The organism is Mesorhizobium sp. B2-3-4 (assembly GCF_006442315.1).
Taxonomy (GTDB): domain Bacteria; phylum Pseudomonadota; class Alphaproteobacteria; order Rhizobiales; family Rhizobiaceae; genus Mesorhizobium.
In genome coordinates this window covers 18,071-44,864 of sequence record NZ_VFVY01000025.1, presented here as the reverse complement: position 1 = coordinate 44,864, position 26,794 = coordinate 18,071, and the positions used below count along the sequence as shown (strand labels likewise).

Genomic DNA, 26,794 nt, shown 5'->3' with positions numbered 1-26,794 from the left:
ATTTCTCCGGCTGACTATCCAACAGGCTCGGTGACCTTGCGGCCGCGCGTCAGATAGGCCAGCAGGCCAAGCAGCAGGAAACCGACCACCCAGCACACGACAAAGGCGGCGATGCCGATGGCGGCGCCGAGATCGACGCCCAGGCTGACGACGTTGCTGCTCAGGCCGGGCAGCCTGCCGGCGGCTCCCGTGCCGACATCGGCGGCCCACAGCATCAGGATGTTGAAGCCGATGAACAACAGCAGGAAGAACCAGCCGAAGAAGCCGCGCCTGCGCCTGACCGCTTCCATTTCATTCCTCGCGAGATATCAAATCCGGTTCGCGGGAGAATTGCCCAACTATCCCGGACGGTGCAAGCCAAGGCCGCCTGGCTGGCAAAAAAACAGCCCCGCGAACGGGGCTGTTCCATGACTGTAGCGCCGGTGCCTTGTCAGCTGCCGCCGTTCAACTTCACGCTGCTGCAGAATTCCGGATGCGTGTTGGACGGGTTGGCATTCTTGACCTCGTCGGCGCAAGCGGTCTTCATCGCGGTCTGGTCGTCGGGCGTGAGGGCCTTCCAGGCTTTGACGAAGTCGTCATTGCCGACCATCGTCTTCATGCCGCTGTCGGTATAGAAGGGCTTCATCTTGGCCGGATCATCGAGAGCGGAGGTTCCGTTGGCGCCCCCTGCGAGAGCCGAACCGGCAGCCATCGAAAGCGCCATCGCGCCAAGGCAGATAATCTTGATGTTCATGATTGGGTCCTTCCCTGTTGCTTGGTGACCGTCGAAGCAACGATCAAGCTTTCTAACGAAACAATTTGGCTGAAAGTTCCGAATTATGAGGTGAAAATCTCTCCGAAAAACCAAAATATATTTTGAAATATCTTGAAACTCTGTCGATGTTTGATCGTATAGGACCTATTTTCAAGAATCTTCTCAGCTTGGGCCGGCCTGCTGCCGCCACCGACGCGAATGCGGCGGATCCCCGGAGGTAAGCCTGGCTTTCGGCTGCCCTGACAACTTCGCGATTTGCCGATGGTTCCGGAGGTCCCGGCACGGCGAAATGGCGCCGCGAAAAAAGCCCCGCGGGCAAGCCAGCGGGGCATTTGATTGGAGGGTCTTGTCATCGCCTCGAGAGGCGATACCGCAGCAACGAGGGCGGCCGCCGGAAAGTTTCAGCTTTCGATGTCTGTCTTCGCGGGGCGCTTCGCTTTCAGCCGGTGGCTGCCCGGCGGCCCTGGCCGCGCCGGGCGAGCAGGTTCGCAACCACCAGCAAGACGATCGACAGCGCCATCATCAGCGTGGCGGCGGCGGTAATGGCCGGGGACAGCTTTTCGCGCAGTCCGATGAACATTTCGAGCGGCATGGTGCGCTGGCCGGCGCTCGCCAGGAACTGCACCACCACGACCTCGTCGAAGGAGGTGACGAAGGCGAAGGCCGCGCCCGACAGCACGCCGGGCAGGATCAGCGGCAGCATGACGCGGAAGAACGAAGTCAGCGGCTTGGCCCCCGAAATGGCGGCGGCGCGCATCAGATTGCGGTCGAAGCCGGTGAGGCTGGCCCCCACCGTCACCACCACGAAAGGGCTGGCGAGCGCGGTATGCGCCAGGATGATGCCGGCGTAGGTGCTGGCGAGGCCGACGCGGGCGTAGAACAAATAGGAGCCGACGGCGGTGATCACGACAGGCACGATCAGCGGCGACAGAAGCAGCGGCATGACGATGCGGCGGCCGGGGAATTTCTCGTTGGACAAGGCTATCGCCGTCAGCGTGCCGAGCACGGTTGCGATCACCGTGGTGCCGAAGGCGACGATCAGGCTGTTGCCGATCGCCGACTGCCAGCGCTGCGTGCCCAGCACCACCTCGTACCAGCGCGTCGACAGCCCTTCGAGCGGGAAGATGAAGAAGGCGCCGCTGTTGAAGGAAAGCGGCACCGGGATCAGGATCGGGACCAGCAGGAACAGGATGACCATTCCGCACAACAGCCACAGCAGCGTGATGCGGATGCGTTCGCCTGTGGTGGGGTAGGGCGAGAGCAGCATGGGTTACACCATCTTCAGTCGGTCGAGGCCGAGGATACGGGCGAAGATGCCGAACAGGGCCAGCGTGAAGACCAGCAGGATGAAGGAGAGCGCCGCCGCCATCTCCCAGTTCAGTTCGACATTGACGTAATTGGCGATGAAATTGCTGATCAACTGGTCGCTGGCGCCGCCGATGAGCGCCGGGGTGATGTAGTAGCCCAGGCACAGGATGAAGGTGAGCAGGCAACCCGCCATCACACCGGGGAAGACCTGCGGAAGGTAGACGCGGCGGAAGGCGGTGAAGGGCCTTGCGCCCAGCGAATAGGCGGCCTTCATCTGCGAAGGCGCGATGGTGCGCATGACGGAGTAGATCGGCAGCAGCGTGAACGGCAGCTGGATATGGGTCATGGCGATGATCAGGCCGATGCGGCTGTACATCAGGTCGAGCCGCTCGGTGGCGAAGCCGAGCCACAGAAGCAGGTCGTTGACCAGGCCGAATTTCTGCAGCAGCACGGTCCAGGCCGCGGTGCGCACCAGGATCGAGGTCCAGAAGGGTAAAAGCACGGCCACGATCAGGATCGCCGCCAGCCCCTTCGGCACGCTCGATATCAGATAGGCGAGCGGGAAGCCGAGCAGCAGCGTGGCGAGCGTGACGGCGGCGGCGACAAAGAAGGTACGCAGGAACACTTGCAGGAAGATCGCCTGTTCGGGCGGCACCCGTTCGATGCCGCCATCGGCGTTCCATCTGAGGTCGAGTGCGCTCAGGAGATAGAAAGAGGTGAGCGCATGGGTACCGTTGGCAATCGCCGGCCAGGTGCCGGGCGCCGACCAGAACGGCACCGATTTCATGATCTCCAGCGGCGGCTTGCCGCCGGCGCCTTCGAGCTGGCGCACGGTCTTCAAGACCTGGCTGCGCGCGCCGGGCAGGCGGGCGTTGAGTGCCTTGGCCAGTTCGTAGGCGGTGCCCTTGGCCTGATTGTCCCGGAGGTCGGCGGCGAGCGCGGTGAAGGCGGCGTCGGCGGGCAGGCCCTGGCCGTTCCACTCACCGAGCGCCTGGCTGGTTTGCGGCAAGGCGTCGGCGATGGTGGGATCATAGACGGCGCGCGACAGCAACAGCACGATCGGAATGCCGAAGCTCAGCGCAAGAAGCAGGAGGAGGGGTGCCGCCAGCGCCAGCGTGCGCAGCCGGTCGCCGAATTCGGCGCGCCGGATCGCCGCCGACGCCGATTTGAAATCGGCATCGGCGGCCGACCGGCCGCGGGCCAGCGCCGGCCGGTCGAGTTCGCTGGGCAGCATCGCCGACATCAGCGCCTACTGCGCCAGCCAGGCATTGAAGCGCTTGACCAGGTCCTCGCCATAGTCGCCCCAGAACTCGGTGTCGGCGACGAGATAGGCGCCGGCCAGGTGGTCGGGCGCGTTGGGCAGCTTCGGCAAGGCGTCCGCCGCGACGAAGGGAGCCGCATCTGTGCGCACCGGGCCGTAGGTTATGTAACTGGCGAGCTTGGCGTTGTTTTCCGGCGTCGAGATGTAGGCAAGGTATTTGTAGGCCGCCTCCGGGTTCTTGGCGCCCTTCGGGATGGCGATCATGTCATATTCGAGGATCTGGTTGTTCCAGACGATCTTGAAGGGCTTCTTGTCGGTGTCGATGGCGTTCTGGATGCGGCCGTTCCAGGCCGTGGTCATCACCACCTCCTGCGAGGCGAGCAATTGCGCCGGCTGCGCGCCGGCATCCCACCAGACGATGTCCTTCTTGATGGTGTCGAGCTTCTTGAAGGCGCGGTCGACGCCTTCGGGCGTCGCCAGCACTTTGTAGACGTCGGCGGGTGCGACGCCATCGGCCATCAGCGCCCATTCCAAATTCTGCGCCGGGAATTTGCGCATGGCGCGCTTGCCCGGGAATTTCTTGGTGTCGAAGAGGTCGAGCACCGAGGTCGGCGCTTCCTTCAGCACGGTCGGATCGTAGGCGAGGATGTCGCCGTAAGCGTCGAGGCCGACACCGCAATCCAGCGCCGATCCTTCGATGAATTTGTCGCGCGGCCCGATCTTGGAATAGTCGAGGCGTTCGAGAATGCCGGCGTCGCAGCCCTGCAGCACGGTGGCGGTTTCCACTGTCACCAGGTCGATCGGCACGTTGCCGGTGTCGACCATGGCTTTGACCTTGCCGAGATCGCCAAGATATTCCTGTTCGAGGATCTTGGTGCCGGTCTCCTTGCTGAACGGCTCGAACCAGGCCTTGCGCTGCGCGTCCTGCCAGGCGCCGCCGCTGGCCATGATCGACAATTCGTCGGCAAGGGCCGCCTGGGCGATGCCGATGCAGGCCGTGGCGGCGGCCAGAGCGAGCAGACTTGTTCTTCTCGATTTCATTGTATTTTCCCCTGTTTCGAGTTGGAACCGGCCGTTCCGGCGTCGGCCGGAAAGGCGCGGCAGTCATTGGGCGCGCAGCAGACCGTCACGGCCTGTCCGTTCGCCATCGTCGCTTCGGTGTCGACCTTGACGGTCAGCACCTGGTCGTTCTGCAATCTGGCGAGCAGGCGCAGGTGGTCGCCGAGATAGATGCGGCCATCGACGGACGCGGCCAGCGCGTTTTCGCCCTCGGCGGCGGTTCCCAGCCGCAGCCGCTCGGGCCGGATGGCGACGTGGCAGGCATCGCCTTGCGCGACGCCGACAGCGAGCGCGGTGAGTTCGCCGCCGCCATCGAGGCGCACGCGGCATTGCTTGCCCGAGATCGCGCCGACAGTGCCTTGCAGCGTGTTGTTCTCGCCGATGAAGCTCGCCACGAAGGAATTGCGGGGCGTGTTGTAGAGGTCGTCGGGCGAGCCGAGCTGGGCAATGCCGCCATTGTTGAACACGGCGACGCGGTCCGACATGGTCAGCGCCTCGCTCTGGTCGTGGGTGACATAGACGATGGTGACGCCAAGCATGGTGTGGATCTGCTTGATCTCGAGCTGCATGTGTTCGCGCAGTTTCTTGTCGAGCGCGCCGAGCGGCTCGTCCATCAGCACCAGGCTCGGTTCGAACACCAGCGCGCGCGCCAGCGCCACGCGCTGCTGCTGGCCGCCTGAAAGCTGCGCCGGCTTGCGGTCGCCGAACTGCTTCAGCCGCACCATGTCGAGCGCGCGGGCGACGCGGCCGGCGATGTCGGCCTTGGCGATCTGGCGCACCGAGAGCGGGAAGGCGACGTTTTCCTCCACGCTCATATGCGGGAACAGCGCGTAGTTCTGGAACACCATGCCGATGTTGCGCTGGTAGGGCGGCAAGCGGTCGACCGGCCGCCCCTCCAGCGTTATCGTGCCGTGCGTCGGCCGTTCGAAGCCGGCCAGCATGTTGAGCGTCGTCGTCTTGCCCGAGCCGGACGGGCCGAGCAGGGTCAGGAATTCGCCACGCGCGACGCTGAGGTTCATCCGCGTCACGGCAAAGGCGCGGCCGTCATAGGATTTCTCGACGTCGCGGAATTCGACGAACTCCTGGCCGGCCGGCGTGATCGCGGCCGTGGACGCCGCGGCCTGGGCGACGCTCATCGTGCGCGATCCCTGGCCGAGCCGGCCAAGGTTTGTACGGCCAAGGTTCGGCCGGCCGATTCGAGGTGCGATTTGCGATCCATGCCTCGTCCTCCCGGAATGACCCGCTCAAAGGCGCGTCATCCAACTTGTATGGTCACACAATTAGTGTCTAATCGACCATATGAGCAGACAACTTGGCCCGTCAAGCCGATTTTTGCGAAGTTGTGTGATAATTTTGACCGGATGGCTTGAGGCCTTATATCAGACAATCCCTATTGTGTGGGATATTGTCTCATGCTAGATGCGCCATAGATGTCAGCCGCAACCGAATCCCCGCATGCTTGAAGATCTTCGCCTCGCCGAGGATGAAAGCCCGGTCTATCGCCGTCTTGCCGACGCGATCGCCGAGCGCATCGCCGCGGGTAGCCTGGCCGTTGGCGAAAGGCTGCCGCCGCAGCGCGACATCGCACGCGCGCTGGGCATCAACGTCACCACGGTGACGCGCGCGCTGGCGACGCTGCAGGAGCGCGGGTTGCTCGATGCACGGCCGGGGCGGGGCACGACGGTGGCGGCGCGCGACGCCGGCGAGCGGCCGGGCTTCGTCTCCGCGCCGAGCGACCAGAGCGGCATCATCGACCTTTCGGTCAACCGGCCGGCGACCTCGGCCTATCTCGATGCCGTCGCCGCCCTTTTGCCGCGCCTTGCCAAGGACCGGCACTATGCCTCGCTGCAGGACTACCATCCGCCCGAGGGGCCGCTCTGGGCACGCGCGGCGATCGCCGACTGGCTCAAGCAGGCGGCCGGCGAGGGCGATCCGGGCCGCGTCGTGCTGGCGGCGGGCGCCCAGCACGGGCTCGACTGCCTGCTTGGCGCGGTGACGCGGCAGGGCGAGGTGGTGCTGGCCGACGAGGTGACCTATCAGGGCATCAATGCGCTGTGCCGCGTGCATGGGCTGGATCTCAGGGGCGTCGCCATGGATCGCGGCGGCATGCGGCCCGACGCCTTCGAGGCCGCCTGCGCGCAGCTGCGCCCCCGCGCGGTATTCCTGGTGCCGACGCTGCACAACCCGACCACCATCACGCTCAGCCAGGAGCGCCGCCATGAGCTCGCCGCCGTGGCGCGCCGCCACAACGTGCTGATCATCGAGGACGACGTCTACCGGCCGCTGGCCGACGAGCCCTTGCCCTCCTTCGCCAGCCTGGAGCCGGAACTGACGGTGCATATCGGCGCGCTGTCGAAATGCTTGGCGCCCGGCCTGCGCCTCGGCTTCGTCATCGCGCCGCGCGCCATTGCCGGCCAGGTGGCGGCGGCGCTGCGCATCAATTGCTGGAGCATCAGCCCGCTGACGGCGCTGGTCGGCACGCGGCTGATCGAGGACGGGGCGGCGGGGCGCATCATCGAGGTGCAGAAACAGGAATTGCGCCAGCGCCAGGCGATCCTCAGCGAAATCCTCGGCCGCTACGACGTGCAGAGCCAGCCGAGCGCCACCCATGCCTGGCTCAGGCTGCCCGAACCCTGGCGCGGCGCCGGCTTTGCCCGCACCTGCCTGGAGCGCGGCGTGGCGGTGCTGCCGGGCGACGCCTTCGCAGTCGGCCGCGAGCCCGTGCAGCACGGTGTGCGCATCAATGTCGGCGCCGCGCGTTCGCAGGAGGATCTGCGCACGGCGCTGACCACCATGGCCGAGCTGTTGTCGGCCGGGCATCTGCAACTGCCGGGTTTCGTCTGAGGCCCGAAGGCCGGGATTTGGCGACGACAGGCATGAGGGGACAAGTCCGTGGCATCTTCGAACAGCGTTGAAGTGGCCGTTGTCGGCGCGGGTGTGGTCGGGCTGGCGACGGCGCTGCAGCTTGCCGCCGAGGGCCGCGAGGTGATGCTCGTCGACCCCAACGAGCCGGGCTCGGGGGCATCGTTCGGGAATGCCGGCACGCTCGCCGAATACGCCTGCCTGCCGGTCGGCAATCCGGGCGTGCTGCGCGCGCTGCCGAAGCTGCTCTTCGATGCCGACAGCCCGTTCTCGCTGCGCTGGACGGCGCTTTTTCATCTCGCGCCATGGCTGATCCGTTTCGTGCGCCAGTCGCTGCCGGCGGCCACCCATGCCAACGCCGTGGCGATGGCCGGCCTTCTCGCGGATGCGCTGCCGGCATGGGAGGAAATGGCCGCCGAGGCCGGCGCCGGCGACCTGTTGCGCCGCAATGGCTGCCTCTATCTCTACCGCCGCCCTGGCGATCTTGCTCGAGGCGCGTCCAGCCGTTCGCTGCGTGCCGAATTCGGCGTCGACCAGGCATTGCTGAACCCGCGGGAGGTGGCCGATCTGGAGCCCGGCCTGCCTGCGGTGGAGGGCGGCGGCCTGTTTTTTCCGCAGTCGATGAACCTGACCGATCCCAGGACGATGATGGCGCGGCTGCTCGGCGCCGCGACGGCCAAAGGCGCGGTTTTGCGCCGGGGCGAGATCAACGGGCTCAGCGCCGATGCCGAAGGGGTGACGCTGAGCGGCCCGGGCCTGAGCGTGCGGGCAAAAAAGGTGGTGATCGCCGCCGGCGCCTTCTCGCGGCCGCTGGCCGCACAGGCCGGCGACGGCATCCCGCTCGAAACCGAGCGCGGTTATCACCTGGAATTCCCGACCAGTGCGCCCCTTTTGACGCGCCCGGTGTGCCCGGTCGATCTCGGCTTCTACATGACGCCGATGGACGGCCGGCTGCGCGTCGCCGGCACGGTCGAGCTCGGCCGGCAGGCATCGCCGCCCAATCCGCGCCGGCTGGCGCTGCTCGATCGCGGCGTGCGCCAGTTTTTCCCGGCGCTCGGCCAGCCTTCGTCGAAATGGCTGGGCTTCCGGCCGTCGCTGCCGGATTCGAGGCCCGTCATCGGCCCGTCGCGCGGCAATCCCAACGTGATCTACGCCTTCGGCCACGGCCATCTCGGCCTGACGCTCGCCCCGATCACGGCGCGCATGGTCGCCGATGTCGTCGCCGGCCGGCGGCTGAACAGCGAAAGACTGGCGCCGTTCTCGGCTGGGCGGTTTTAAAGTCTTAGGTCAATTTGTGCGGCCAGCGTTTTCGATCGGCAGGTATTGTTCATCCGGTCGGCCGAATGAACCAAGCCCGTCCTAAGGATCAGGCTTCCCAGCTTTTTCGACCAATAGGCCGCTGAATTCTTGGGAAGCGCTCTCTCGACATAGAATGTGCTGTCTCCACACCTCTCTCGAGGACACCACCCGGCCCGTAGCTAAAGTAGCTACCTCCGGGCACAAAAATTGTTTCAGGTGGACGTCGCGACCTAACGGCGGTGGTCAACCGCACCTCGAAGGTGAAGGGCTTTGATAAGTCTATTGAGGCGCTTTCTCATGAACAAAGAAGAAAGGTGAGTTCTCCGTTGCCTTTTCTTTCTCCTTGTAATCCAGAAAATAATCGACGATCTCGAAAGGTCGCTTTGCAAAATTTTCGAGGCGTAGCTTGGCAATATCTTCGGCAAAACCAAAAAGATTCGACGCTATGAACTTGATATTCGCCAACACACGCCGTGCTCTAAGGCGATCAACCTGCTTTGCGTATTCGTCGTAGAGGTCTGAAATTTCTTCCAGCACAAAGGCCAAGGGAGCCCCGCCTTCTGCAATCTTATCTGCGATCTCTCTGAATGCTCTAATACTCCTGCGTACCTTCTTGTCGTTTCTAAAATCGACGAACTCATCGGCGGGTAAGTCGGTAGGAAAAGGAAGGCGCTGTAAAACCAAAGCGTAGGTTTCTGTGCCTCCCAACAAAGATCTTTGTGTCGATTTTACAGGGCTTTGAGATAGTAGAGGAATTCTTCCTTCATCCAACAGTGGTCTAAGTAAGTTGTTATTTCCGTGATCCCATTTTACGAGATGACCACTATCAATCTTGTATCCTCTAATTTCAAGAATTATCTTTGTAGATAATCTGTCAAATTCCGCTGAGCAACTATTCATATTTGAAATGGCTTCCATAAATTCTTCGTGGTATTCGCTTGGTATAGCCATTCTTTTGGCGGAAGGTGTGTCGATTTTTTTTCTGATAAATTCTTCAATATTATTTAATTTGGCATCTGCATTCTTAGCCAACTCATGTGCCTGATGGATTTCTGTCAACCTTGCCATGGCAATTTGGGGATCTGGATAAGCCTTAAGGATTTGTTCCGCCGTAACGCCCTCTGCCTTCAATTCGGCTGCTTCGAAAACAATTTTCTTATCTCTGAACAGAGTAAAAGCACGGCGCATACCTTCCTTTGGATGATATCCATTCGTATGAAGATCGATACAATAGTCGAGTGAATCTACTGCCACGAAGTCGTACATCAGGCTGGCAAATGCGTAGCTGCTGAACTGGTCGAAAATCGTGGCTGGGGTCGCCGTAAAAGTACATCCAAAGCGACCGCCGATTTCCATTGCATGCCCCTAAGTGAAGTTCTGCGAACTAACCTAGCACGATATCGGCATGGATTGTCCACCGGGGGAGGGAACGATACCGTTTCAAGTCTGCGGCAACCCGACGCGATGGGATGAGAATTTGCATTGCGCCCGACCGATCGCCTGGGAGGCGTTCTCAGGCCCATTGAGAACCGCACGCGAGAATTTTCAATGTGCGTCGGCTGTTGCCAGCGGTGGAATCAGTCCGCTCTCATGGACTGGGCGCCCGACAGCATCGCTGGCCGCGGCTTTTCCGGTGGCAGGCTTCAGCCGGCGCCGCCGCCACCAGTCGCCGCCTCGACCTCCCGGAGATAAAACGCCTTGCTCGGCTGCAGATGGTCGACGCAGAGCTGCGCCAGCACCCAGTTGTCGCTGCGCTTCAGCGCCTCGATCATCATCAGATGGTGCTGGCGCGAGATTTCGAGTTTTTCGCGGTCGGCGAGCGAGTTGGCCCGCACCGGCAGGCTGAGCCGCATGTAGTGTTCGATCGAGGAGACCAGATAGGCATTGCCGCAGGCCGAGAACATGGTGAGGTGGAAACGGTCGTTCGCCTCGTGGATGCCCCGGAGATAGCCGGCGTCGACATGGGCGCTGTAGACACGGTGGATTTCGGTCAGTTCGGCGATCAGCGCGTCGCTCGCCGGCAAGCGGATCATCAGCGCCGCCTGGCGCTGCAGCATTTCGCGCACCTCGTAGATCTGGCGCACTTCCTGCGGCGCGAGCCGGCGCACCGTGGCGCCCTTGTTGCGCTCGCGCGTGGCGACGCCGAGCCTCTCCAACTGGTACAGCGCCTGGCGGATGGTGTGGCGCGAGACCGGGAAGCGGGCCAGAAGCACGTCCTCGACCAGGCGCGTGCCGGGCGCCAGCCGGCCGAAGATGATGTCTTCCTCCAGCGTGCGCACGATGTCGGCTTCCTTGCCGCCATAGTCGACCGTGTTCAGCATCGCGATCCTCTTGCTGGCCGGCCAACCCCGTGGCCTGGACGCACTCTAGCCTTCGCGCGCGATGCTGGCCACAAGCTGGTCCAGCCGCGGGTCGTCGAGGCTGACGACGCCGCACATCGTCATCGCCTGACGCAGGCTCGTCCGGCCGACTTGCTGGCGCATGATGACCTGTATGCAGGCCGGCCCGGCTCCGGTCAGGACGAAGGCCTTGCCGACCAGGACCGGCTCCGAGAAAGGCGCCCATTGCACGGCCACGATCGACGGCTCGCCGGTCTGGCGGCGGTTGATGCCGGCGAAATAGATCCAGTTCAAACGCGAGATCGCCACGCCGTAGTGCCAGCCCGGCGCCCGAGGCCCGCCCTGGCGATTGCCCTCGGCCCACCGGGTCACGCGCCGGAACGTTACCAGATCGGCCCGACGCCGAATGAAGGTGACCGACCGCATCAGGAGATCGGGGCGCCCGGGTACGGCAAAGTAGGTGAAGTAGGTTCCGCCGGCGATGGCGGGATTGGGGCCGCGCACCATGTTTTCGTAAAGCGTCTCGTGCATCGGCGACAGAAGCGGGCGTTCCGGTGCCGCGGTTTCCGGCGCACGGTACAATTCATCCTCGTCGATCCGGAAATAGTCGCAGATCAGTCTCGCGGTGGCCCGGTTGGGCACGCTCTTGCCTTGCAGATAGCGCTCGAACTGCGTGCGGTTCATGTCCAGTCCGCGGCAAACGGCGCTCACGGACGGATGGCTGGCGACCAGCCGTCTGAGGTTCGCGGCAAGATTCCTGCGAATTGGCACGACACCGCCCCCGACAGAGGTCCGGACCATTACTCAAGAGATTGCTTATATATGGCAATCTCGCACAAGACCGCCACGGCGCGAATGGGACCTTCGGTCAATATCGCATGCGTGTCGATCAAGGGAAGGCCCGCCACCGACGCGACTCGCGACGGGCCTTCTGGAGTAGACCGGGCGTCCCACCGCCCGGCTGCAAGCAAAACAAGCCGGCGGCACGATCGTTCCATCGAAAGGCCGACTCTTCCTGGGGGAGGCAGGCTCCCCTGAGGGAGGCAGGCTGCGGGAATCTTGAATCGCCCAGGGACGGTCCTTGCAAGGCCGCAAGACCCCGCATCAGCCCCCGTGTCTCAGCCCTTCGGCAGGCGTTCGGTCAGATGCAGACCGAGGTGCAGTTGTCGGCAGTGACCGCCGACAGTTTCTCACGCTTCAAGAGCGTCGGCTTGATGTAGGTTTTCTTCATGCGTCTCTCCTGGCCATCGGCGCAATCAGCCGCAAACAACGGACGGAGGGCAGAATGCGGTTACGGATGAAAGCTTGTCACGCTTCACCAAAAGCGGTTTCTGGTAGGTCTTTTTCACGCAATCCCCCAAGCAGTTGCCACGCCGGAGGTAAGCGCGTGCCGGCAAACTTTGTCAAGCAGTCCCTAAATGGCAGTCCCTAAATGGCAGCTCCTCATTGGCAGCCCCCTAGATAACAGCCCCTCAATGGCAGTCCCTGAATGAAGAAACCCCGCCGGCCTGAGGCGCGGCGGGGTTGATTGGAGGCATTCCGGATCGAATGGGAGACGATCCGACAACGAAACGCGGATGCCCCTGAAGCGGTTCCCGCCTTGTCTTCGCGGATTTCTTTCCGCGCGCGGATCACCCCAATCCTCGACGGGCAGCACGCAGGATGATCGAGCGCGCCTCACGACCCTCCGGGGTGGGCAGCCCCGGATAATTATGGGGCTGGCCCTTTCTCAGATGAAGCTCGACCCTGACGCCAGCGGCCCTCGCCTTGTCGGCCAGGGCGACGCTGTCGGGATAGAGCAGGTCGCGTGTGCCGGAAAAGACGATCATCGGCGCCAGGCCGTCGAAATCGCCGTTCAGCGGGCTGACATAGGGATGGCTGGGATCGAGGCCGCCGGCATAGAGCCGCGCGCCTTCGACGGTTCCGGGAATATCCAGCAGGGGATCTCGGGCGGCGATTGCCCGCCGCTCCGGATGGTTCAGCGATGCATTGACGCCGGGCGAGATCAACACCAGCCCATCCGGCTGGCGGTATTCCCGGTCACGAAGCCACTGCGCGGCCGCAAGGGCGAGACCGGCGCCGGCCGAATTGCCGATCACGATCACCTTCGCATCGCCGGCCTCCCGCATGGACTGGCGCAGCAACTGGCCGGCCGCCGGAACGACATCGGCGGCGGTGGCGCCCGGCGCCAGCGGATAGATCGGAACGACGCAGCGGTTGCCGTCACGGGTAAGCAGGCCGATGAAGCGCCAATGCGCGCGCACGATTTCGTGGATGTAGCCACCACCATGCAGGAACACGACGATGTTGCCGCCATACGGCCGGATCGCGGGCGCGGTATGGTAGACTGGCCAGCCCGCCCCATGCATCAAGGTGACGGTGAGGCCGCCGCCAAGGCCCCTTGGCAGGTGCGAGGCCGGCCGCAACGCCAGGCGGCGCGCCTTGTCGCGCACGGCGGCAGCCGACCCCAGCCGCTTCTTCGAGGGCAGGAGGCGCAGCATGGCGTTGACGAAGCGGCTTCGTCGGCTCGGCACGCGCTCGTCCGCATGGGGTTCTCCCCCGACATTTTGTTCTCGCCGCACTTGCGCTGAAACAACCCTGTCGACGATCATGCCGGCATCTCCATCCGAATTTCTCCGGCAACCCTGTCCAAGCGCTGCCGCGTTCGCCTATAATATGAGCTATTGCTCGTATTCCCCTACTCGCATTGGGACCAGCCGAAGATGGCGCGAAAGCCACTCACCAAACCCAGGAAAGCCGCCGCCCAGGACAGGTCGCGCGCGACGGTCGACGCGCTGGTCGAGGCGACCGCTCGCATTCTGGTGAAGGAGGGTTTCGACAAGGCCAGCACCAATCGGATCGCCGAGCAGGCGGGTGTCAGCATCGGTTCGCTATACCAGTACTATCCGGGCAAGGAGGCGCTGGTCGCGGCCGTCATCGACCGGCACAACGAGGAGATCATGCGGCTGGTGCTGCCTGCTTTCGCGGAAATCGACATGCTGCCGGTCGAGATCGGGGTGCGCCGGCTGGTCGCGGTGGCGATCGAGGCGCACCGGATCGATCCCCGGCTGCATAGCGTGCTGGCAGAGCAGATTCCGCGCACGGGCCGGCTCGCCGATGTCGAAGCATTCGGCCGTCAGACCTATGCGCTTTTCAGGACCTATCTCGCCGCACATAGCGACGAATTGCGCGTGGCCGATCTCGATATGGCGGCGTTCGTGGCGGTGACAACCATCGAGGCGCTTGCGCACACGGCGGTTCTCAGCAGCCAAAAGATGCTGCCGGATCAAACGGTCCGGACGCTCGTCGACGAGACGACGCGGCTGGTGGTCGGATATCTTACATAGATGACAGGTCGGCCGGGCAAAATGCCAGCCGCCCCAGGTCATAACCAGGCCCGGAGGACTGCGACGTCCCCCTCAGGCCTTCATCTTATCCCGGTGTCGACTTATTTGATGCACTGCGAGATCGGACAGGCAACCGCCGTGACCAACGACAGTTTCTGGCGCTTAAGCAGCGTCGGCCTGACATAGTTCTTCTTCATTTCGTGTCCCCTTTGCCCAGATTTAACCGGGGGACCTGACCCGGAGGGAACGGGGATGTCAAAGCGATTCAACCGCTTGGTGTTCACGATCGTGCTACTTTAGCTGCTACTGATGCTAAAATCACGCATAGAAGGCGCAGGCTCAATTCCGGTCAGACGGCTTCGAACGCATCCTCGACACCGTCTCGCGCTCGGCACGCTTGGAACGCAACGGCGGCAGGCCGCGGTCGATCAGGTCCATGTCCTCCAGCACCATGTCGCCCATGCGCTTGAAGGCGATGTCGAGCGCGCCGGCGCGATGGGCGGAGCGCAGGAAGCCGGGCAGGGCGCGGACCGGGTGGTCGCCCGCCAGCGGCTCTTGCGGGAAGACGTCGCTGGCGGCAAGGATATGGCCGCTCTCGACCGCCGCCATAAGAGCGGGGAAATCCACCACGCCGGCACGGCTGAGCAGGATAAAGGCGGCGCCCTTGCGCATTCGGGCGAAAGCGTCGGCGCCGAGAAAGCCCTGGTTTTCCGAGGTTACCGAGGCGACGACGAAAACGAAGTCGCTCGATGACAGCACGTCGTCCAGCGAGGCCGGCTCGACGCCATTCTCCCTCAGGATCGACGGCGGCAGCCAGGGGTCGAACACCCTGGTGCGGGTGCGGAAACCCGACAGCAGCCGGTTCAGCGCGCGGCCGAGATCGCCAAAGCCGATAATGCCGACATCGGCGCCCGAAAGCAGCCGCGCGCTGCGGTTGCCGTCGCCGCCCCACAATTCCTGCCCCTGGCGGAAGGCGAGGTCGGCATCGACGATGCCGCGGGCAAGGTTGAGCGCCATGGCAAGGCCGAGCTCGGCCACCGGCTCGGCGAAGACCAGGCCGGTGGTGACGACATGGATGCCGCGCGAAAACAGCGTCTCATAGGGCATGTTGTCGAGGAGGTTGCTCTCGACATTGAAGACGCAGCGCAGCGCCTTCAGGGCTGCAAGCGTTTGCGGCGAGACCGGCGGCTGACCAACGATGTAACGGGCCTCGGCGAGCACCTCCGCCGGCAGCCGCGCCACGCCGTCCGCCGTCGTCTCGACGATGCGGTAATTCGCCTTGAGCCGCGCCAGTTGCGGCGGGGTGAAGATCAGGTCGAGCGTGCGCGGCTCGGGCGCGCTGATGACCAGCGGCAAGGCGGTGTCTGACATGGCACAAATCCTCCCGAAGCGGCTCCTGGCGCTTCCTCGCTTGCAAATCTATCTCGGATGAAACGATTTACAAGCTCGATAAATCGATTTACTCATGCCGTGCAAGGCCAATGCGGGCCTGCCCTCGGGGAGGAGGCCAATGGCGCATCGACAGGACCAGCAGCGGCGTCCGTCGATCCACGACGTGGCGGACCGCGCCGGCGTGTCGGCGGCCACCGTCTCCAAGGTGCTGTCCGGCGTCGCCACGGTGAAGCAGGAGAATGCGCGGCGCGTCCTCGATGCGGTCGAGCATCTGGGTTACCGGGTCGATCCGCTGGCATCCGACATGCGCAGGGCCAGGCGCCGCATCATCGGCGCCATCGTGCCGGAATTCGAAAGCGAGTTCTTCGGCCAGATGGTCACCCGGCTCGAAAGCCTCGCCGAAGAGCATGGCTATACGCTGGTGGCCGCCTCCAGCCGCGAATCCGAGGCGCGCGAAAAGGAGATCCTCGCCCGCATGCATGACTGGCGGGTGGCCGGCGTGGTGCTGGCGCCGGTGCGCAACGAGCAGGGGCCGGCGGCCTGGTTCATGAAGGCCAACGGCATGACCGGCGTGCTGATCGACCGCGTGCTGTCGGACGAGGTTTTCGACACCGTTTCGGCCGACAGTGCGGCGGCCAGTGCCGAGGTGGCGCGCGAACTGGTCGGCAGGGGTCACCGCCGCATATTGGTGGTCGGCCTTGGCGTCGAGGCGGCCACCGTGCGCGCCCGTCTCGACGGATTCCGCACCGCGGCGCTGGCGCTGGCACCCGATACGCGCATCGATGTGGTGCTGGCTGAAAGCGATGTCGAGCCGCTCAGGGCGCGGCTGCGCGATTATTTCGGCGCCTGGGAGGGTAAGGGGGAGCGGCCGACGGCGGTCTACTCGCTGTTCCTCAGGGGGACGCTGGTGGTGCTGTCGGAATTTCGCCGGCGCGGCTGGCACTGCCCCGACGACATTTCGCTGATCGGCTTCGACGATGCCGAATGGATGCAGGTGACATGGCCGGCCATCGCCGCCGTGGTGCAGCCGGTGAACCGGATCGCGGAACACGCCATGGCGGCGCTGTTTGCCAGGATCGAGGGCGCGCAGGGGCCGCCGGCCGCGCGGCTGCAGCCGTGCCGGCTCCTGATGCGGGATTCCGTGGGTCCGCCAGCCGGCAATACGGCGGCGCATGAAGGGAGAGGTTGAGTTGACGAACGTCTTTGGACTGCACACTTTCGCCATCGCTCCGGTCTGGGATCTCGATCTGATCGAGCCGCAGATGGAGCGGCTGAAAGGCCTCGGCATCGGCCTCTTGGAAATCCCGCTGCTGCGCCCCGAGGAGATCGATACGGCACGCACGCGCGCCTTTGCCGAACACTGGAATGTCGAGCTCATTCCCTCGCTTGGCCTGCCGGCCTCGCTCGACGTCGTGGCACGGCCGGACGAGGCGCTGGCCTTCCTCGAACCGGCCTTCGGCGTCTGCGAGGCGGTGGGCAGCAAGGCGCTTGGCGGCGTCACCTACGGCACGATCGGCAAGACCTCCGGCCGCGCGCCGGCACCAGCCGAAATCGACGGCATGTGCCGCTTCCTCGGGCACGCCGCACAGGCGGCCAAAGCGCATGGGCTGAAGCTCGGCATCGAGCCCTGCAACCGCTACGAGACGCATCTGATCAACCGCGGCGTCGACGCGGCCGACATCATCGAGCGCGTCGGCGCCGACAACATCTTCATCCATCTCGACACCTACCACATGCATATCGAGGAGGAGAGTTTCGCCGCCGGCTTCAAGGCGGCGGCGCCCTATCTCGGCTACGTCCATGTCTCGGAAGCCAATCGCGGCGTGCCCGGGCGCGGCATGCTCGACTGGGCGGCCTGCATGAAGGCGATCGCCGATATCGGCTATACCGGAGCCATCACGCTCGAAAGCATGAACCATGTCGATGCCGACATCGCCGGCGGGCTGGCGGTTTGGCGGCCGGTGGCGGACAATCCCGACGACGTCATCGCCGTCGGCCTGCCGTTCCTGCGCGAGGCGGCCGCGAAAGCGGGATTGCGGCTGGGATGAGGGAGCCGGACGCGTTCGAGTGTTTCCATCCTCACACGATCGACTGCGACATCGATCCCCACTGTGAATGGGCTGCCTCATGAGGCGGGCCGAAACCGCGTTGCGCAGTGGTGAAACCGTGAGCCCGTGCCGTGGCACAATTGACACCCGATAGCGAAGCGTTTCTTTTGGCGCGGTACCCAACGCGAGGAGCAACAACTGGTGAAGAAATACGAGAAGCCAACCTGGCAGAAGCGCGAGCGGCTCTCTGCCGTGACCGCTCTCAGCGGACCTTCCAGCCTGCCGCCGCCCTGAGCGGCCTGAATCACTCGCCTGTCAAGACAAAGGCGCGATCGGTCGATCGCGCCTTCCGACGGAGGCCTCGGGGTTGCCGGTTCGGAAATTCGAACTGAACGTGCGACCGGGCGAAGGGTCTCCAGGCGCCGGATCGGGCAGGAATAATTGACTCGCCGCGCCCCTGGAAAAGCGTATGGTGATTGCGTCATCCGCATCGTCTCCAGGCAAGCGGATGCTTGAGAGCGGTCATCATGCTTTCGCCCCGACCGGGAAGAAGGCGATGGCGACCTCGAGCGACCAGCACATCGATTCCTATGATTTCGAGACGATCCGCAACGTCGTCTGCGAGATGGTCAAATCCTACCCAGGCAGGCCCGCCGAGACGATCGTGCGCGAGGTCTTTGCGGATATGTATGGCGACCAGTCTTGTCCAGCCGATCTCATCGCCGCGCTGACCTTGGCCGCGGCATGCCGCGAGGCTCGACCACCGTCGCAACCCTCACCCACGCCGCTTTGACGCGGCGGACTTCGGAGCCTTGCCGCTTGGCGCGGCGGACTTTGGAGCCTTGCCGCTTGGCGCGGCGGACAGGCGCTGCTCGCGAAGGCGGGCAGTCTTTGCGTCCCGCGCCTGCCGCTCGGCGTCGAGGATGATCCTCGACACGCGATCCGCCCTCTCGAGCTTTTGCTTGTCGACCGATCGGGTCACCTGGTTCTCCGGCGCGATGCTCATTCCATAAAACCAATCCTGTGCCGCAAAGTTCCGCCGATGCCGGGTCCGGGCGAGAGCGTCATCATTTTGCCTCGCCCGATCGCTCGGCGCGATGACTTGACTGCCAGCGGGTCAGTTCGCGCTCGGCCTCGGAGATGGTTACGCTCATCAAGCCGTCAAATTCGGCCATGGCTTCCATGTGGCCATGATCAATGATGGATTTGCGTAGAATGCGCATTGCCAGAATAGCATCCTGTAACGCGCGGTCGATATTCTTGACCATGACAGGCTCTCCTGCGGGGATAACCTGTCGGCGCGCCGCTTGTTCCGGCTGAACGATACTGGATTTCTTTTTCAGCGCACGGCATCCGCCGTGGAGGCGCTCCGTCCTGGTGGGCTACGGCGCTTCCCTCCTCCCGCAGGGTGGGGAGAAGGGAAGACGCCTCTGCCTTCGATGGCGACCCAGGGTGGGAGGACCCTCACGCCATGCCGGGCTCCCGCCGCAACCCTAGATGGCGCACCCTGCGGCCGATGATCATGAGTTGGCGCGCCGCGTTGTTGCGCAGGCGCCGCGCGCGCCATTCCAGTCCGGTTTCGGTGGTGATCTGCTTGGCGTAGAGGCTCACACGCATGCCGGCCTCGTCGGAGGCTACCTTGACCGGGTCGTCATAGTAGGCGCCGATCTTGTCGGCCGCCATGCCCGGTGTCGCGAGCCAGGCGGGGATGTGGACCGTGCAAAGGCGCTCGACGTCGACCATGACCCGGCCGATGCCGACGCCCGGTGTCGGGCATGTCGTCCAGAAGGCGTCGCCGACAAAGACGACCCCGTCGCGCCGGTGGCCTTGCGTCGTGGTCAGGTTTATCTGCCTGACCTCGACGGGACCGGCGACGGCGAAGTCGCCGCATTGGGCTGATATTTCGGGCATCAGCTGGTTAAGCATCTTCTGAGGGTTTTCGCGAAAATCCCTGGTCCATTGTTCGGCCACGGTGCGATAGACGAACATGTTGGCCCGCATCTTGTTGCCGAGCGGGAAAACCGTGAGATAGGCGACGCGATCCGCCGCCCGCTTGCCGTAGCAGGTTACCGCCTGGTAGGCGCATTCGTGCGGCGGGATGGCGAGGTCGAAGCCTATGGAGAGCGAGTGCGCCTTCGACAGCTCAATGCGCTCGACGCCAACGGCGCGGCGCACCGCTTCGCTGTAACCGGTGGCCACCACCAGCAGGCGGGCATTGATGACGCTGCCGTCGGCCAGCACCAGGCGCTGCCGGTCCGGCCCGGTCGACACCTCGGCGACCTTGCCGACCGTGATCGGCACTTCGCGCGGCAGGGCGTCGCGCAACCCGTTGATCAGCGAGCCGTAGGAAAACGAATATTCCCACTTCTGCTCGCGGGCGAACAGCTGGCCCAGGCGAAACACGTGGATGCTGCTCACCGGAGTGACGTGACGCATGACCGCCTCTTCGAGGCCGAGCCTGGTGAAGAGTTGCATCTGGTCGGCGCCGATCTTCTCGGCCCGGAACTCGTCGTGATGGATGCGGTGCGGGTCGATCAGCGCCACCTTGCGCCCGGCCTTGCCCAGCACCATCGCCAGGGTCGTGCCGGCCATTCCGGCGCCCACGATCGCCACGTCGACTTCGGCCGGGGCAACCTCGGCGGTGGTCATTTCGCTGCCCTTCACGCTAGTCATCGTTCCTCTCCACAATCTGTAGTGGAAATATCTTCCGGACCACAATCAACCTCAAGCAACCAGCGCGAGTGGCTGGTAGTAACAATTGTTTAGGTTAATCACGGTCGCCTCTTCTGTTTCCAGCGCGGCGCGATCGCCGAGCCATCGATGAATTCCAGGCCGCCAGCCTCGTTGAGCGTGTGCAGCTTGCGCCCGCTCCATAGCGCGCCCGGAGTTAAGATCGTCTCGACACGCTGCTCCATGCCATTCAAATCAAGGTGAGTGACGCGTGCGATGCCGAGTGCCGCGCCGTAGCTCCGCCGGCAGTCCTGCACCGGGCGCAGCAGCTCGCCGCCGCGTTCCACCATGCGGCCGGCCGGCCGCGCCGAGGCGATGTCGATCAGCACCGGATTTTTGGGATGCGGGGTCCAGGGGCCGCGAAAGTCCGGCGCCGACCACAGATGCAGCGCGTCGGAGAAGGCGCCGCCATCGTCCCGGACGGTGGCGAACAGCCACCACGAGCCGCCATGCTCGACCAGGGTGGCGTCGCTAGCGACGATATCGGAGAGCAGCGTCGCTTCCTTCACCCATCCGCCGGGGAAAGCGGTGGCGCGGTAGAGATCCACCGTGCGGTTGGCGCAGCTTTCCGGCACCATCCAGACCTCGCCGTCACGCTCGAAGACGAAGGGGTAGGAGAGGTGGTAGGGCAGGTCGAGCACCGGCTCCGGGCGGCCGAGCGGCCCCGCCGGGCCGAACGGCACGGCTGAGATGATGGCCCGGCCCTGCCGGTGGATGTAATCCTCGACGAACAGGGTCACCTGGCCCCGGTAAAGGATCGGGAACGGATCGGCGTAGAAACGGCTGCCGTCGTCGGGCAATTCCTGCCAGCCGGATGCCGGATGGGCGCGCAGGTCGAACAGGTCCCGCCCGCCCGTCGCGCGCCAGCCGACTTTCCAGTGCGGAGCGTTGTAGCAGAGATGGTAGATCTTCTGGACGACGCGCCGCGCCAGCGCCTTGCCCGCGCGGACGCCGAGCTTGCCGGCCGACGGCAGCGACGGCTGGGGCCTGCCGTCAATTGGTTCGGGCAGGACAGGCAAGGCACCGCGCGCCGCGCCCGTCACCGCCGCAAGGATCAGGCTTACGGTGCGCGCCAGCATGTCCTGGAAGGCGGCGAGCGCGATGCCGCCATACTCGGTTCCGAGCCGCGCTTCGGCGACCGCGGCGCCGTTCTCCTCGATGCGGGCCACCGGGGTGCGGCCATCGAGGATCGAAGCCAGCAGGGCCGCTTCGCCGGCGGCCCCGTCATAGGTCACGCGCCAGACGCGTGCCGCCTCCGGCCGCACGTCGCCGCAGAGGTCGAGCACGAGGTCCGGCGAGGCGGGCTGCCCTGCGCGATAGGGCGCCAGCGCCGACGGCGGCAGGCGCTTGGCCAACCCGTCCGCGGGCAAGCCATGGATCACCGCCTCAAGCTGGAACAGAGCCGCGATGCTGCCCGGAACGCCGCTCGCGCCCGGTCGTGCGTCGACGCAAACCTCAACGTCGGCGAGCGCCGCCAGGCGCCGCAGCAGCATCAGGTGAAAGCCACGGAGGCAGTCGCTGTCCAGACGCAGGCTGACCTGCATGTCGTACCCCTAGAATTCTGATGGTCGGTAACTGGCCGGTGGTCGAGTTTTGGGCATGACGATGGGCGGACGGGCAGGCCGGAGGGAGGTTCTGCACCGTTCCATTCGTTTCCCGCTCGCTTGCGTCCTGTCAACACGCCCCGTGCTCTTTTACGCAAGCTCCATGCCAAAAATACGTAAACGCCGGGCCGAAATTCAGAAGAGCTCCCAACATAATTAACAGTGTTTTAACAGTTGGAGGAATAGCTAGGATGAAGCCGCAATTTAACCTTTGCAGGCACATGGAGTGTTGTCGGAGCGACCTTTGCAATCATCCCTGCTCTCGTTGCCGCAACAACACGCTCCGGAGGTGATGCAATATGCCGCGCCGGAGCCGGTCGCGTCCTATCCATCCTCCACCGTCGAGCTGGGTGACCTGAAGCGCATTCTGGTGCGCCGGCGTTTCCTGATCCTGGCCACCGCCCTGCTGCTGACCCTTGTGGCGCTGCTCTATGGGCTGTTCACGCCGGCGCTCTACAGTTCGGTGGCTGAAATCATCGTCGATCCGCAAGACCTGCAGGTGGTCACCAACGACGTCAACCCGAGCCGCGTTCCGCCCGACGGCGGCATCACCATGGTGGAAAGCCAGGTCGCCGTCGTCCAGTCGAACAGCGTGCTGCTCAAGGCCATCGAGGCGACCGACCTTACCAAGGACCCGGAATTCAACGGGCAGGGCGGATTGTTGAACCGTTTGCTCGGCGGCGTGCTGGGCTCGGGGTCGGCCGAAACCGACAGGACAGGCAAGACACTCGACGCGCTGCGCCGGCGGCTGGCGGTGAAGCGGGCCGACAAGGTGCTGGTCCTCGACGTGATCGTCACCGCCAAGAGCGCCGACAAGGCGGCGATGCTCGCCAACGCGATCGCGCAGGCCTACCTGGCCGACCAGGCGAGCGCGCGCGCCAAGATGGCCACGGACGCATCCGATTCCATCACCGCGCGGCTGGACGAGCAGCGCAAGCGCGTGCTCGCGGCCGAGAATGCGGTCGAGGCCTACAAATCCGCCAACAACATGGTGATGGCGGCGGGCAATCTGGTCAGCGACCAGGAACTGACCGAGATCAATACGCAGCTTTCGGCGGCGCAAACCCGCACCGCGGCGCTGAAGGCGCAGGTCGACCAGTTGCGCCGGTCGGGCGGCGCGCCGGACGCGACCTCGGAGGCGATGCGCTCGTCGGTGATTTCGAGCCTGCGGGCGCAGGAGGCGACGCTTGTCGACCAGCTCTCGCAGCTCGGCACCGAACTCGGGCCGCGCCATCCCTCGATGATCGCGGCGCAGCAGCAACTGCGCGACACGCGCGCCCTCATCACGCGCGAACTCACCCGCATCAGCGCCTCCGTCGAAACCGACTACGAGCGGGCGCTGGCCAACCAGCAGGCGCTGGAGGCCAAGGTCGCGGGCATGAAGAGCAAGTCGCTCGACACCGACCAGGCCTCGGTCAAGCTGCGCGAACTGCAGCGCGATCTCGAGGCGGTGCGCTCCGTCTACGCCACCTATCTGCAACGGGCGCAGGAAACGCGCGAGCAGATCAACGTCGACAGCACCAATGCGCGCATCATCTCCACGGCCATGCCCGCGCTGAAGAAGAGCTGGCCGCCGCTGCTGCTGCTGGTGTTCGGCGCGTTCTTCGGCGGGCTGGGGCTCGGCACCGGCATGGCGCTGATCGCGGAATATTCCTCGCCGACGGTGCTTTCCAGCGCGCAGATGCAATCGGCCATCGAGGCGCCGGTGGTGGGCGTGCTGCCGGCAAAGGCGGCGCGCCGCCGCTGGTGGCCTTTCGGCAAGGCCGCCGGGCCGGCCGGGCAGAAGACGGACGCGATCGCCGGTCTGGCGCTGAGGCGCCTGTTTTCCTCCAGCCGGCGTCCGCCGAACTGGCCGCTCGTGCCGTCGGTCCTGGTGACATCGGCACCGGAGGACGCCGCGCAACGGGGCCGGGCAGCGCGCCTGCTCGCCAATGCGGCGGCGACCCGCGGCAGCCGCGTCCTGTTCATCGACACCAATTCCGGCAAGAGCCAGAAGGAGCCGCAGCCCGGCCTGCTCGACGTGCTGCGCGGCGAATTTGCCTTCGAGGCGATCAGCCACTCCGCGCCGGGCAGCAATGTCGCCATCTTGGGCAAGGGCCGGCCGAAGGCTGCCTTCTCGGAGGCGCAAGGGGTCTATTTCACGCAGCACATGCTCGCCCAGGCGAGCCGCAATTTCGACCTCGTCGTCGTCGACGGCGGTGCGCTGGCCGACAATCTCAACGCCTCGCCGCTGGTCGCCATGGTCGACGAGATCGTGCTGGTCGCCACGCTGAACACGACGCCGATGCGCGATGTCACGGCGGTCTCGCAGGCCATCTCCGTCATGGGGCGGTTGCCGACAGGCGCCTTGCTGGTCGACGAGGCGGCCTGAGATGGTTGCCGGATGGGCCGCATCCGGCCACCCTGCCGCCGCGCCCCGGGCGGGAGCCTCCATCGACTGGGTGACAGCCGCCGGACTGGTCGTTTCGGTGGCGCTGCTGTTCAGCGTTTCGGGTGGCATGCTGTGGCTGGTGGGCTACAATTACGACGGCCTTTTCGGCAATCCGGCCACCAAGATCCATCCCTCCACCTATGTGCTGGTGCTGGTCTTCGCCTGGCGCTCCTGCACCTATGGCAATCCGATCGGCTACTGCGTCAGCGTCGCCGACAGGCGGCCGGCCTCGGCGCTGATGGCGCTTATCGCGATCGCGTTGCTGGTGGTGGTGGTGGCGCGGCAGCGGCCCGGCATGGCCGGCATGATCGATACCTTCGTGGCGGCGGCGCTGTTCGTGCTGATGCTGAGCGAGGCCGACGAGCGGACCTTCGCGCGGCTGCGCGGCGTCGTGCATGCGGTGATGACGGCCAATGCGCTGCTGGCGCTGTTCGAGTTCGCCACCAAGACGCTGGTCTTCCCCTACCGGCTCGACGGCGTGCTGTTCGCCAACGATACGCGTTCCACCGCGCTGCAGGGCCATCCGCTCTCCAATGCCACGGTCACCGCGATCTACGTTCTGGCGCTGCTTTCGGGTTCACGCACGCTGTCGACGCCAATGCGGCTCGGGCTCGTCGGCCTGCAATTCTGCGCCCTTGTCGCCTTCGGCGGCCGCTCGGCCATGGTGCTGACGATCATCCTCGGCGGCGCCTACATGCTTATCCATGGCTTCAGCACCTTGCGCGCCGGGCGCGTCAACCTGCTTGGGGCGGCGCTCGCCTTCATTCTCGCCGCGCTGCTGCCCGTCGCGCTCGCGCTCGCGGCCTATTACGGCTTCTTCGACGCGCTGCTCGAGCGCTTCGTCTCCGACAGCGGCAGCGCCAATGCCCGCGTCGAAATGTTCGAGCTGTTCAAGCATCTGGAATTGCGCGACCTCATCATAGGGCCTGATATCGACCTGATCGAAACCTTGCGCCGCATCAATGGTCTCGAACAGGGCATCGAGAACCCGATCATCCGCACCGTCCTCTATCAGGGCGCCTTCTTCACCTTGCTGCTGTTGTTCGGCTTCGTGCTGTTCATGTTCGAAGTGGCGCGCCGCTGCCATCCCGGCGTATGGCTGCTGATGCTGGGCTGGATCATCCTGCTCAACACCTCCGAAAGCCTCGCCTCGAAGACGACGCTGCTCAGCAAGTTCGTCTTGATCGCGCTGGTGCTTTACAGGCCGGTGCCGGCGGGGCGCGGCGGCCCCGGACGCAGCCCCGCGCCTCGTCATCCCGGGTCTTTCGTATAGTCAGGCCCGACTCGGGTCGGCAGGCCATCGGCCAGTTTCAACCAAGGCAGCTTCTCTTCAAAGGCGACATGCAGCGTGGGCGCAAATGTCTCCGGCTCCTCCATCGCCGCCGCGAAGAAGTGCATGACACCGGACATGTTTTTCGAGCGGAAGGAAAGCGGCGTGCCGCAATGCTCGCAGAATGTTCTTTCCACGCCGGGAGAAGAGTTGAATATTTTCGGTGGCTTGCCCAGCCATCGCCATTGGCCGCCCGGGACGCCAATGTAGGCGGTCATCGGCGCTGAACATTGCCGCCGGCAACTTTCACAATGACAGACCACGCAGGCCTGTATCGGCCCATCGACTTCAAAAGCAACGGCGCGACATAGGCAACGGCCACGCATCCGACTTCTCCTTGAAGCAACAGATTGGCCCGACAGTCTATGCCGGTCGCAATGCAGGGCATGACATTAATGCGCTGCACTGGCGCCCAATTACGACACTCGACACAAGCGATCGTCTTCGGCCATTGGGGAGCTCCAACTCAAGAAATACGCCAGAGCTCCCGCAGGCATCGCCTATCGCGCCTCGGCCTCGGCATTCACGGCCGTTTCGGCCAGTTTCGAGAGCGCGGCGTCGGTGTCCTTTTCCTCGCCGAGCGTCAAGTTGAGCAGCGAAACCGCTTCGGCAAGCCCCAGCTCACTCGCCCAGGTCTTCATGGTGCCGTAGCGCGAGATTTCATAGTGCTCGACGGCCTGAGCCACCGCGAGAAGGCCGGCATCCAGCGCCGGTGCACCCTTGTATTCCTCCATGATCTCGGCGCCTTCCTCGGTGATGCCGACGATCGCGGCGCAGGTTTTGCCCTGCGGCTTCTTGCCGATCACCTCGAATACCTCCTCCAGGCGTGCGACATGCTCCTTTGTCTGGCCATGGTGCTTGTCGAAAGCCGCTTTCAGCTCCTCGCTCTGCGCGGCTTTCGCCATTTTGGGAAGCGTGGCGAGGATCTTCTTTTCGGCGAAGTAGATGTCCTTCAGCGTATCGTGGAAGAGTTCGTTCAGGCCCTTGCGGGACGCTGTCTTTGGGGCTGCCATGATGATCGTCCTCCTGG

At 64.6% G+C, this 26,794-nt stretch carries 26 protein-coding genes; 8 read left to right on the top strand and 18 right to left on the bottom strand.

Annotated elements, in window-relative coordinates; genetic code table 11:
- Positions 1–14 precede the first annotated feature (14 nt).
- The 6 genes from FJ967_RS29060 to FJ967_RS29035 form a co-directional block, all read right to left on the bottom strand.
- The gene (locus FJ967_RS29060) at positions 15–290 is read right to left on the bottom strand and encodes a hypothetical protein (RefSeq protein ID WP_140735745.1); all 276 of its coding nucleotides are present in this window, start codon (positions 288–290) and stop codon (positions 15–17) included.
- Positions 291–430: 140 nt separating this feature from the next.
- Positions 431–733 (bottom strand): hypothetical protein, encoded by a 303-nt coding sequence (locus FJ967_RS29055; protein WP_140735744.1) that lies wholly within the window; start codon positions 731–733, stop codon positions 431–433.
- 460 nt (positions 734–1,193) lie between these two features.
- Positions 1,194–2,021: an ABC transporter permease gene (locus FJ967_RS29050; protein WP_140735743.1), complete on the bottom strand. Its 828-nt coding sequence runs from the start codon at positions 2,019–2,021 to the stop codon at positions 1,194–1,196.
- 3 nt (positions 2,022–2,024) lie between these two features.
- On the bottom strand, positions 2,025–3,305 hold the full coding sequence (locus tag FJ967_RS29045; protein WP_140735742.1) for an ABC transporter permease: 1,281 nt from the start codon (positions 3,303–3,305) through the stop codon (positions 2,025–2,027).
- A gap of 6 nt (positions 3,306–3,311) precedes the next feature.
- Positions 3,312–4,364: an ABC transporter substrate-binding protein gene (locus tag FJ967_RS29040; RefSeq protein ID WP_140735741.1), complete on the bottom strand. Its 1,053-nt coding sequence runs from the start codon at positions 4,362–4,364 to the stop codon at positions 3,312–3,314.
- Positions 4,361–5,518, bottom strand: coding sequence for an ABC transporter ATP-binding protein (locus FJ967_RS29035; RefSeq protein WP_140735740.1), 1,158 nt, complete (start codon positions 5,516–5,518; stop codon positions 4,361–4,363). The genes FJ967_RS29040 and FJ967_RS29035 overlap by 4 nt, the downstream gene beginning before the upstream one ends.
- A 319-nt stretch (positions 5,519–5,837) precedes the next feature.
- Here FJ967_RS29035 and FJ967_RS29030 point away from each other — a divergent pair, with 319 nt between their 5' ends.
- Together FJ967_RS29030 and FJ967_RS29025 are read left to right on the top strand one after the other, a co-directional pair.
- On the top strand, positions 5,838–7,226 hold the full coding sequence (locus tag FJ967_RS29030) for a PLP-dependent aminotransferase family protein (RefSeq protein ID WP_140735739.1): 1,389 nt from the start codon (positions 5,838–5,840) through the stop codon (positions 7,224–7,226).
- A 48-nt stretch (positions 7,227–7,274) separates the two neighbouring features.
- Positions 7,275–8,522 (top strand): FAD-dependent oxidoreductase, encoded by a 1,248-nt coding sequence (locus tag FJ967_RS29025; RefSeq protein ID WP_140735738.1) that lies wholly within the window; start codon positions 7,275–7,277, stop codon positions 8,520–8,522.
- A gap of 300 nt (positions 8,523–8,822) precedes the next feature.
- On the opposite strand, the gene FJ967_RS29020 is transcribed toward FJ967_RS29025, so the two are convergent.
- The 5 genes from FJ967_RS29020 to FJ967_RS29000 form a co-directional block, all read right to left on the bottom strand.
- Positions 8,823–9,899: a hypothetical protein gene (locus FJ967_RS29020; RefSeq protein ID WP_140735737.1), complete on the bottom strand. Its 1,077-nt coding sequence runs from the start codon at positions 9,897–9,899 to the stop codon at positions 8,823–8,825.
- A 287-nt stretch (positions 9,900–10,186) separates the two neighbouring features.
- Positions 10,187–10,864: a GntR family transcriptional regulator gene (locus FJ967_RS29015; protein ID WP_140735736.1), complete on the bottom strand. Its 678-nt coding sequence runs from the start codon at positions 10,862–10,864 to the stop codon at positions 10,187–10,189.
- Between the two features lie 45 nt (positions 10,865–10,909).
- Complete coding sequence (locus tag FJ967_RS29010; RefSeq protein ID WP_140735735.1) at positions 10,910–11,653, bottom strand: helix-turn-helix transcriptional regulator; 744 nt, start codon at positions 11,651–11,653, stop codon at positions 10,910–10,912.
- A 370-nt stretch (positions 11,654–12,023) separates the two neighbouring features.
- Positions 12,024–12,113: a putative RiPP precursor gene (locus FJ967_RS29005; RefSeq protein ID WP_140735734.1), complete on the bottom strand. Its 90-nt coding sequence runs from the start codon at positions 12,111–12,113 to the stop codon at positions 12,024–12,026.
- A gap of 400 nt (positions 12,114–12,513) precedes the next feature.
- Positions 12,514–13,416: an alpha/beta fold hydrolase gene (locus FJ967_RS29000; RefSeq protein ID WP_246675428.1), complete on the bottom strand. Its 903-nt coding sequence runs from the start codon at positions 13,414–13,416 to the stop codon at positions 12,514–12,516.
- 189 nt (positions 13,417–13,605) lie between these two features.
- On the opposite strand from FJ967_RS29000, the gene FJ967_RS28995 reads away from it, so the two are divergent.
- On the top strand, positions 13,606–14,229 hold the full coding sequence (locus tag FJ967_RS28995) for a TetR/AcrR family transcriptional regulator (RefSeq protein ID WP_140735732.1): 624 nt from the start codon (positions 13,606–13,608) through the stop codon (positions 14,227–14,229).
- A gap of 339 nt (positions 14,230–14,568) precedes the next feature.
- Here the strand turns inward: FJ967_RS28995 and FJ967_RS28990 are convergent, their stop codons facing one another.
- A complete protein-coding gene (locus tag FJ967_RS28990; RefSeq protein ID WP_140735731.1) occupies positions 14,569–15,600 on the bottom strand; it encodes a hydroxyacid dehydrogenase in 1,032 nt (343 codons plus the stop codon).
- A 139-nt stretch (positions 15,601–15,739) separates the two neighbouring features.
- On the opposite strand from FJ967_RS28990, the gene FJ967_RS28985 reads away from it, so the two are divergent.
- The 3 genes from FJ967_RS28985 (at position 15,740) to FJ967_RS28975 (ending at position 18,462) form a co-directional block, all read left to right on the top strand.
- Positions 15,740–16,810: a LacI family DNA-binding transcriptional regulator gene (locus FJ967_RS28985; RefSeq protein ID WP_140735730.1), complete on the top strand. Its 1,071-nt coding sequence runs from the start codon at positions 15,740–15,742 to the stop codon at positions 16,808–16,810.
- Between the two features lies 1 nt (position 16,811).
- Positions 16,812–17,669 carry a sugar phosphate isomerase/epimerase family protein gene (locus tag FJ967_RS28980; protein WP_246675427.1) on the top strand — a complete coding sequence of 286 codons (858 nt, stop codon included), beginning with the start codon at positions 16,812–16,814 and terminating at the stop codon, positions 17,667–17,669.
- Between the two features lie 556 nt (positions 17,670–18,225).
- The gene (locus FJ967_RS28975; RefSeq protein WP_140735728.1) at positions 18,226–18,462 is read left to right on the top strand and encodes a hypothetical protein; all 237 of its coding nucleotides are present in this window, start codon (positions 18,226–18,228) and stop codon (positions 18,460–18,462) included.
- Here FJ967_RS28975 and FJ967_RS28970 read toward each other — a convergent pair.
- The 4 genes from FJ967_RS28970 to FJ967_RS28955 all read right to left on the bottom strand — a co-directional run bounded on the left by FJ967_RS28970 (position 18,445) and on the right by FJ967_RS28955 (position 21,943).
- Entirely contained in the window at positions 18,445–18,675 is a 231-nt protein-coding gene (locus FJ967_RS28970) for a hypothetical protein (RefSeq protein ID WP_140735727.1), read from the bottom strand. The two genes, FJ967_RS28975 and FJ967_RS28970, sit on opposite strands and share 18 nt — an antisense overlap.
- A gap of 61 nt (positions 18,676–18,736) precedes the next feature.
- On the bottom strand, positions 18,737–18,937 hold the full coding sequence (locus FJ967_RS28965; protein ID WP_140735726.1) for a hypothetical protein: 201 nt from the start codon (positions 18,935–18,937) through the stop codon (positions 18,737–18,739).
- A gap of 196 nt (positions 18,938–19,133) precedes the next feature.
- The gene (locus tag FJ967_RS28960; protein ID WP_181176186.1) at positions 19,134–20,342 is read right to left on the bottom strand and encodes an NAD(P)/FAD-dependent oxidoreductase; all 1,209 of its coding nucleotides are present in this window, start codon (positions 20,340–20,342) and stop codon (positions 19,134–19,136) included.
- Positions 20,343–20,440: 98 nt separating this feature from the next.
- Positions 20,441–21,943 carry a formyl transferase gene (locus FJ967_RS28955; RefSeq protein WP_140735725.1) on the bottom strand — a complete coding sequence of 501 codons (1,503 nt, stop codon included), beginning with the start codon at positions 21,941–21,943 and terminating at the stop codon, positions 20,441–20,443.
- A gap of 304 nt (positions 21,944–22,247) precedes the next feature.
- On the opposite strand from FJ967_RS28955, the gene FJ967_RS28950 reads away from it, so the two are divergent.
- Positions 22,248–24,374: a Wzz/FepE/Etk N-terminal domain-containing protein gene (locus tag FJ967_RS28950; protein WP_140735724.1), complete on the top strand. Its 2,127-nt coding sequence runs from the start codon at positions 22,248–22,250 to the stop codon at positions 24,372–24,374.
- Position 24,375: 1 nt separating this feature from the next.
- The gene (locus FJ967_RS28945; RefSeq protein ID WP_140735723.1) at positions 24,376–25,707 is read left to right on the top strand and encodes a VpsF family polysaccharide biosynthesis protein; all 1,332 of its coding nucleotides are present in this window, start codon (positions 24,376–24,378) and stop codon (positions 25,705–25,707) included.
- Here the strand turns inward: FJ967_RS28945 and FJ967_RS28940 are convergent.
- Both FJ967_RS28940 and FJ967_RS28935 read right to left on the bottom strand, forming a co-directional pair.
- Positions 25,686–26,090, bottom strand: a complete 405-nt coding sequence (locus tag FJ967_RS28940) for a GFA family protein (RefSeq protein ID WP_140735722.1) — start codon at positions 26,088–26,090, stop codon at positions 25,686–25,688. The two genes, FJ967_RS28945 and FJ967_RS28940, sit on opposite strands and share 22 nt — an antisense overlap.
- Positions 26,091–26,264: 174 nt before the next feature.
- Positions 26,265–26,777, bottom strand: a complete 513-nt coding sequence (locus FJ967_RS28935) for a ferritin-like domain-containing protein (protein WP_140735721.1) — start codon at positions 26,775–26,777, stop codon at positions 26,265–26,267.
- Positions 26,778–26,794 lie beyond the last annotated feature (17 nt).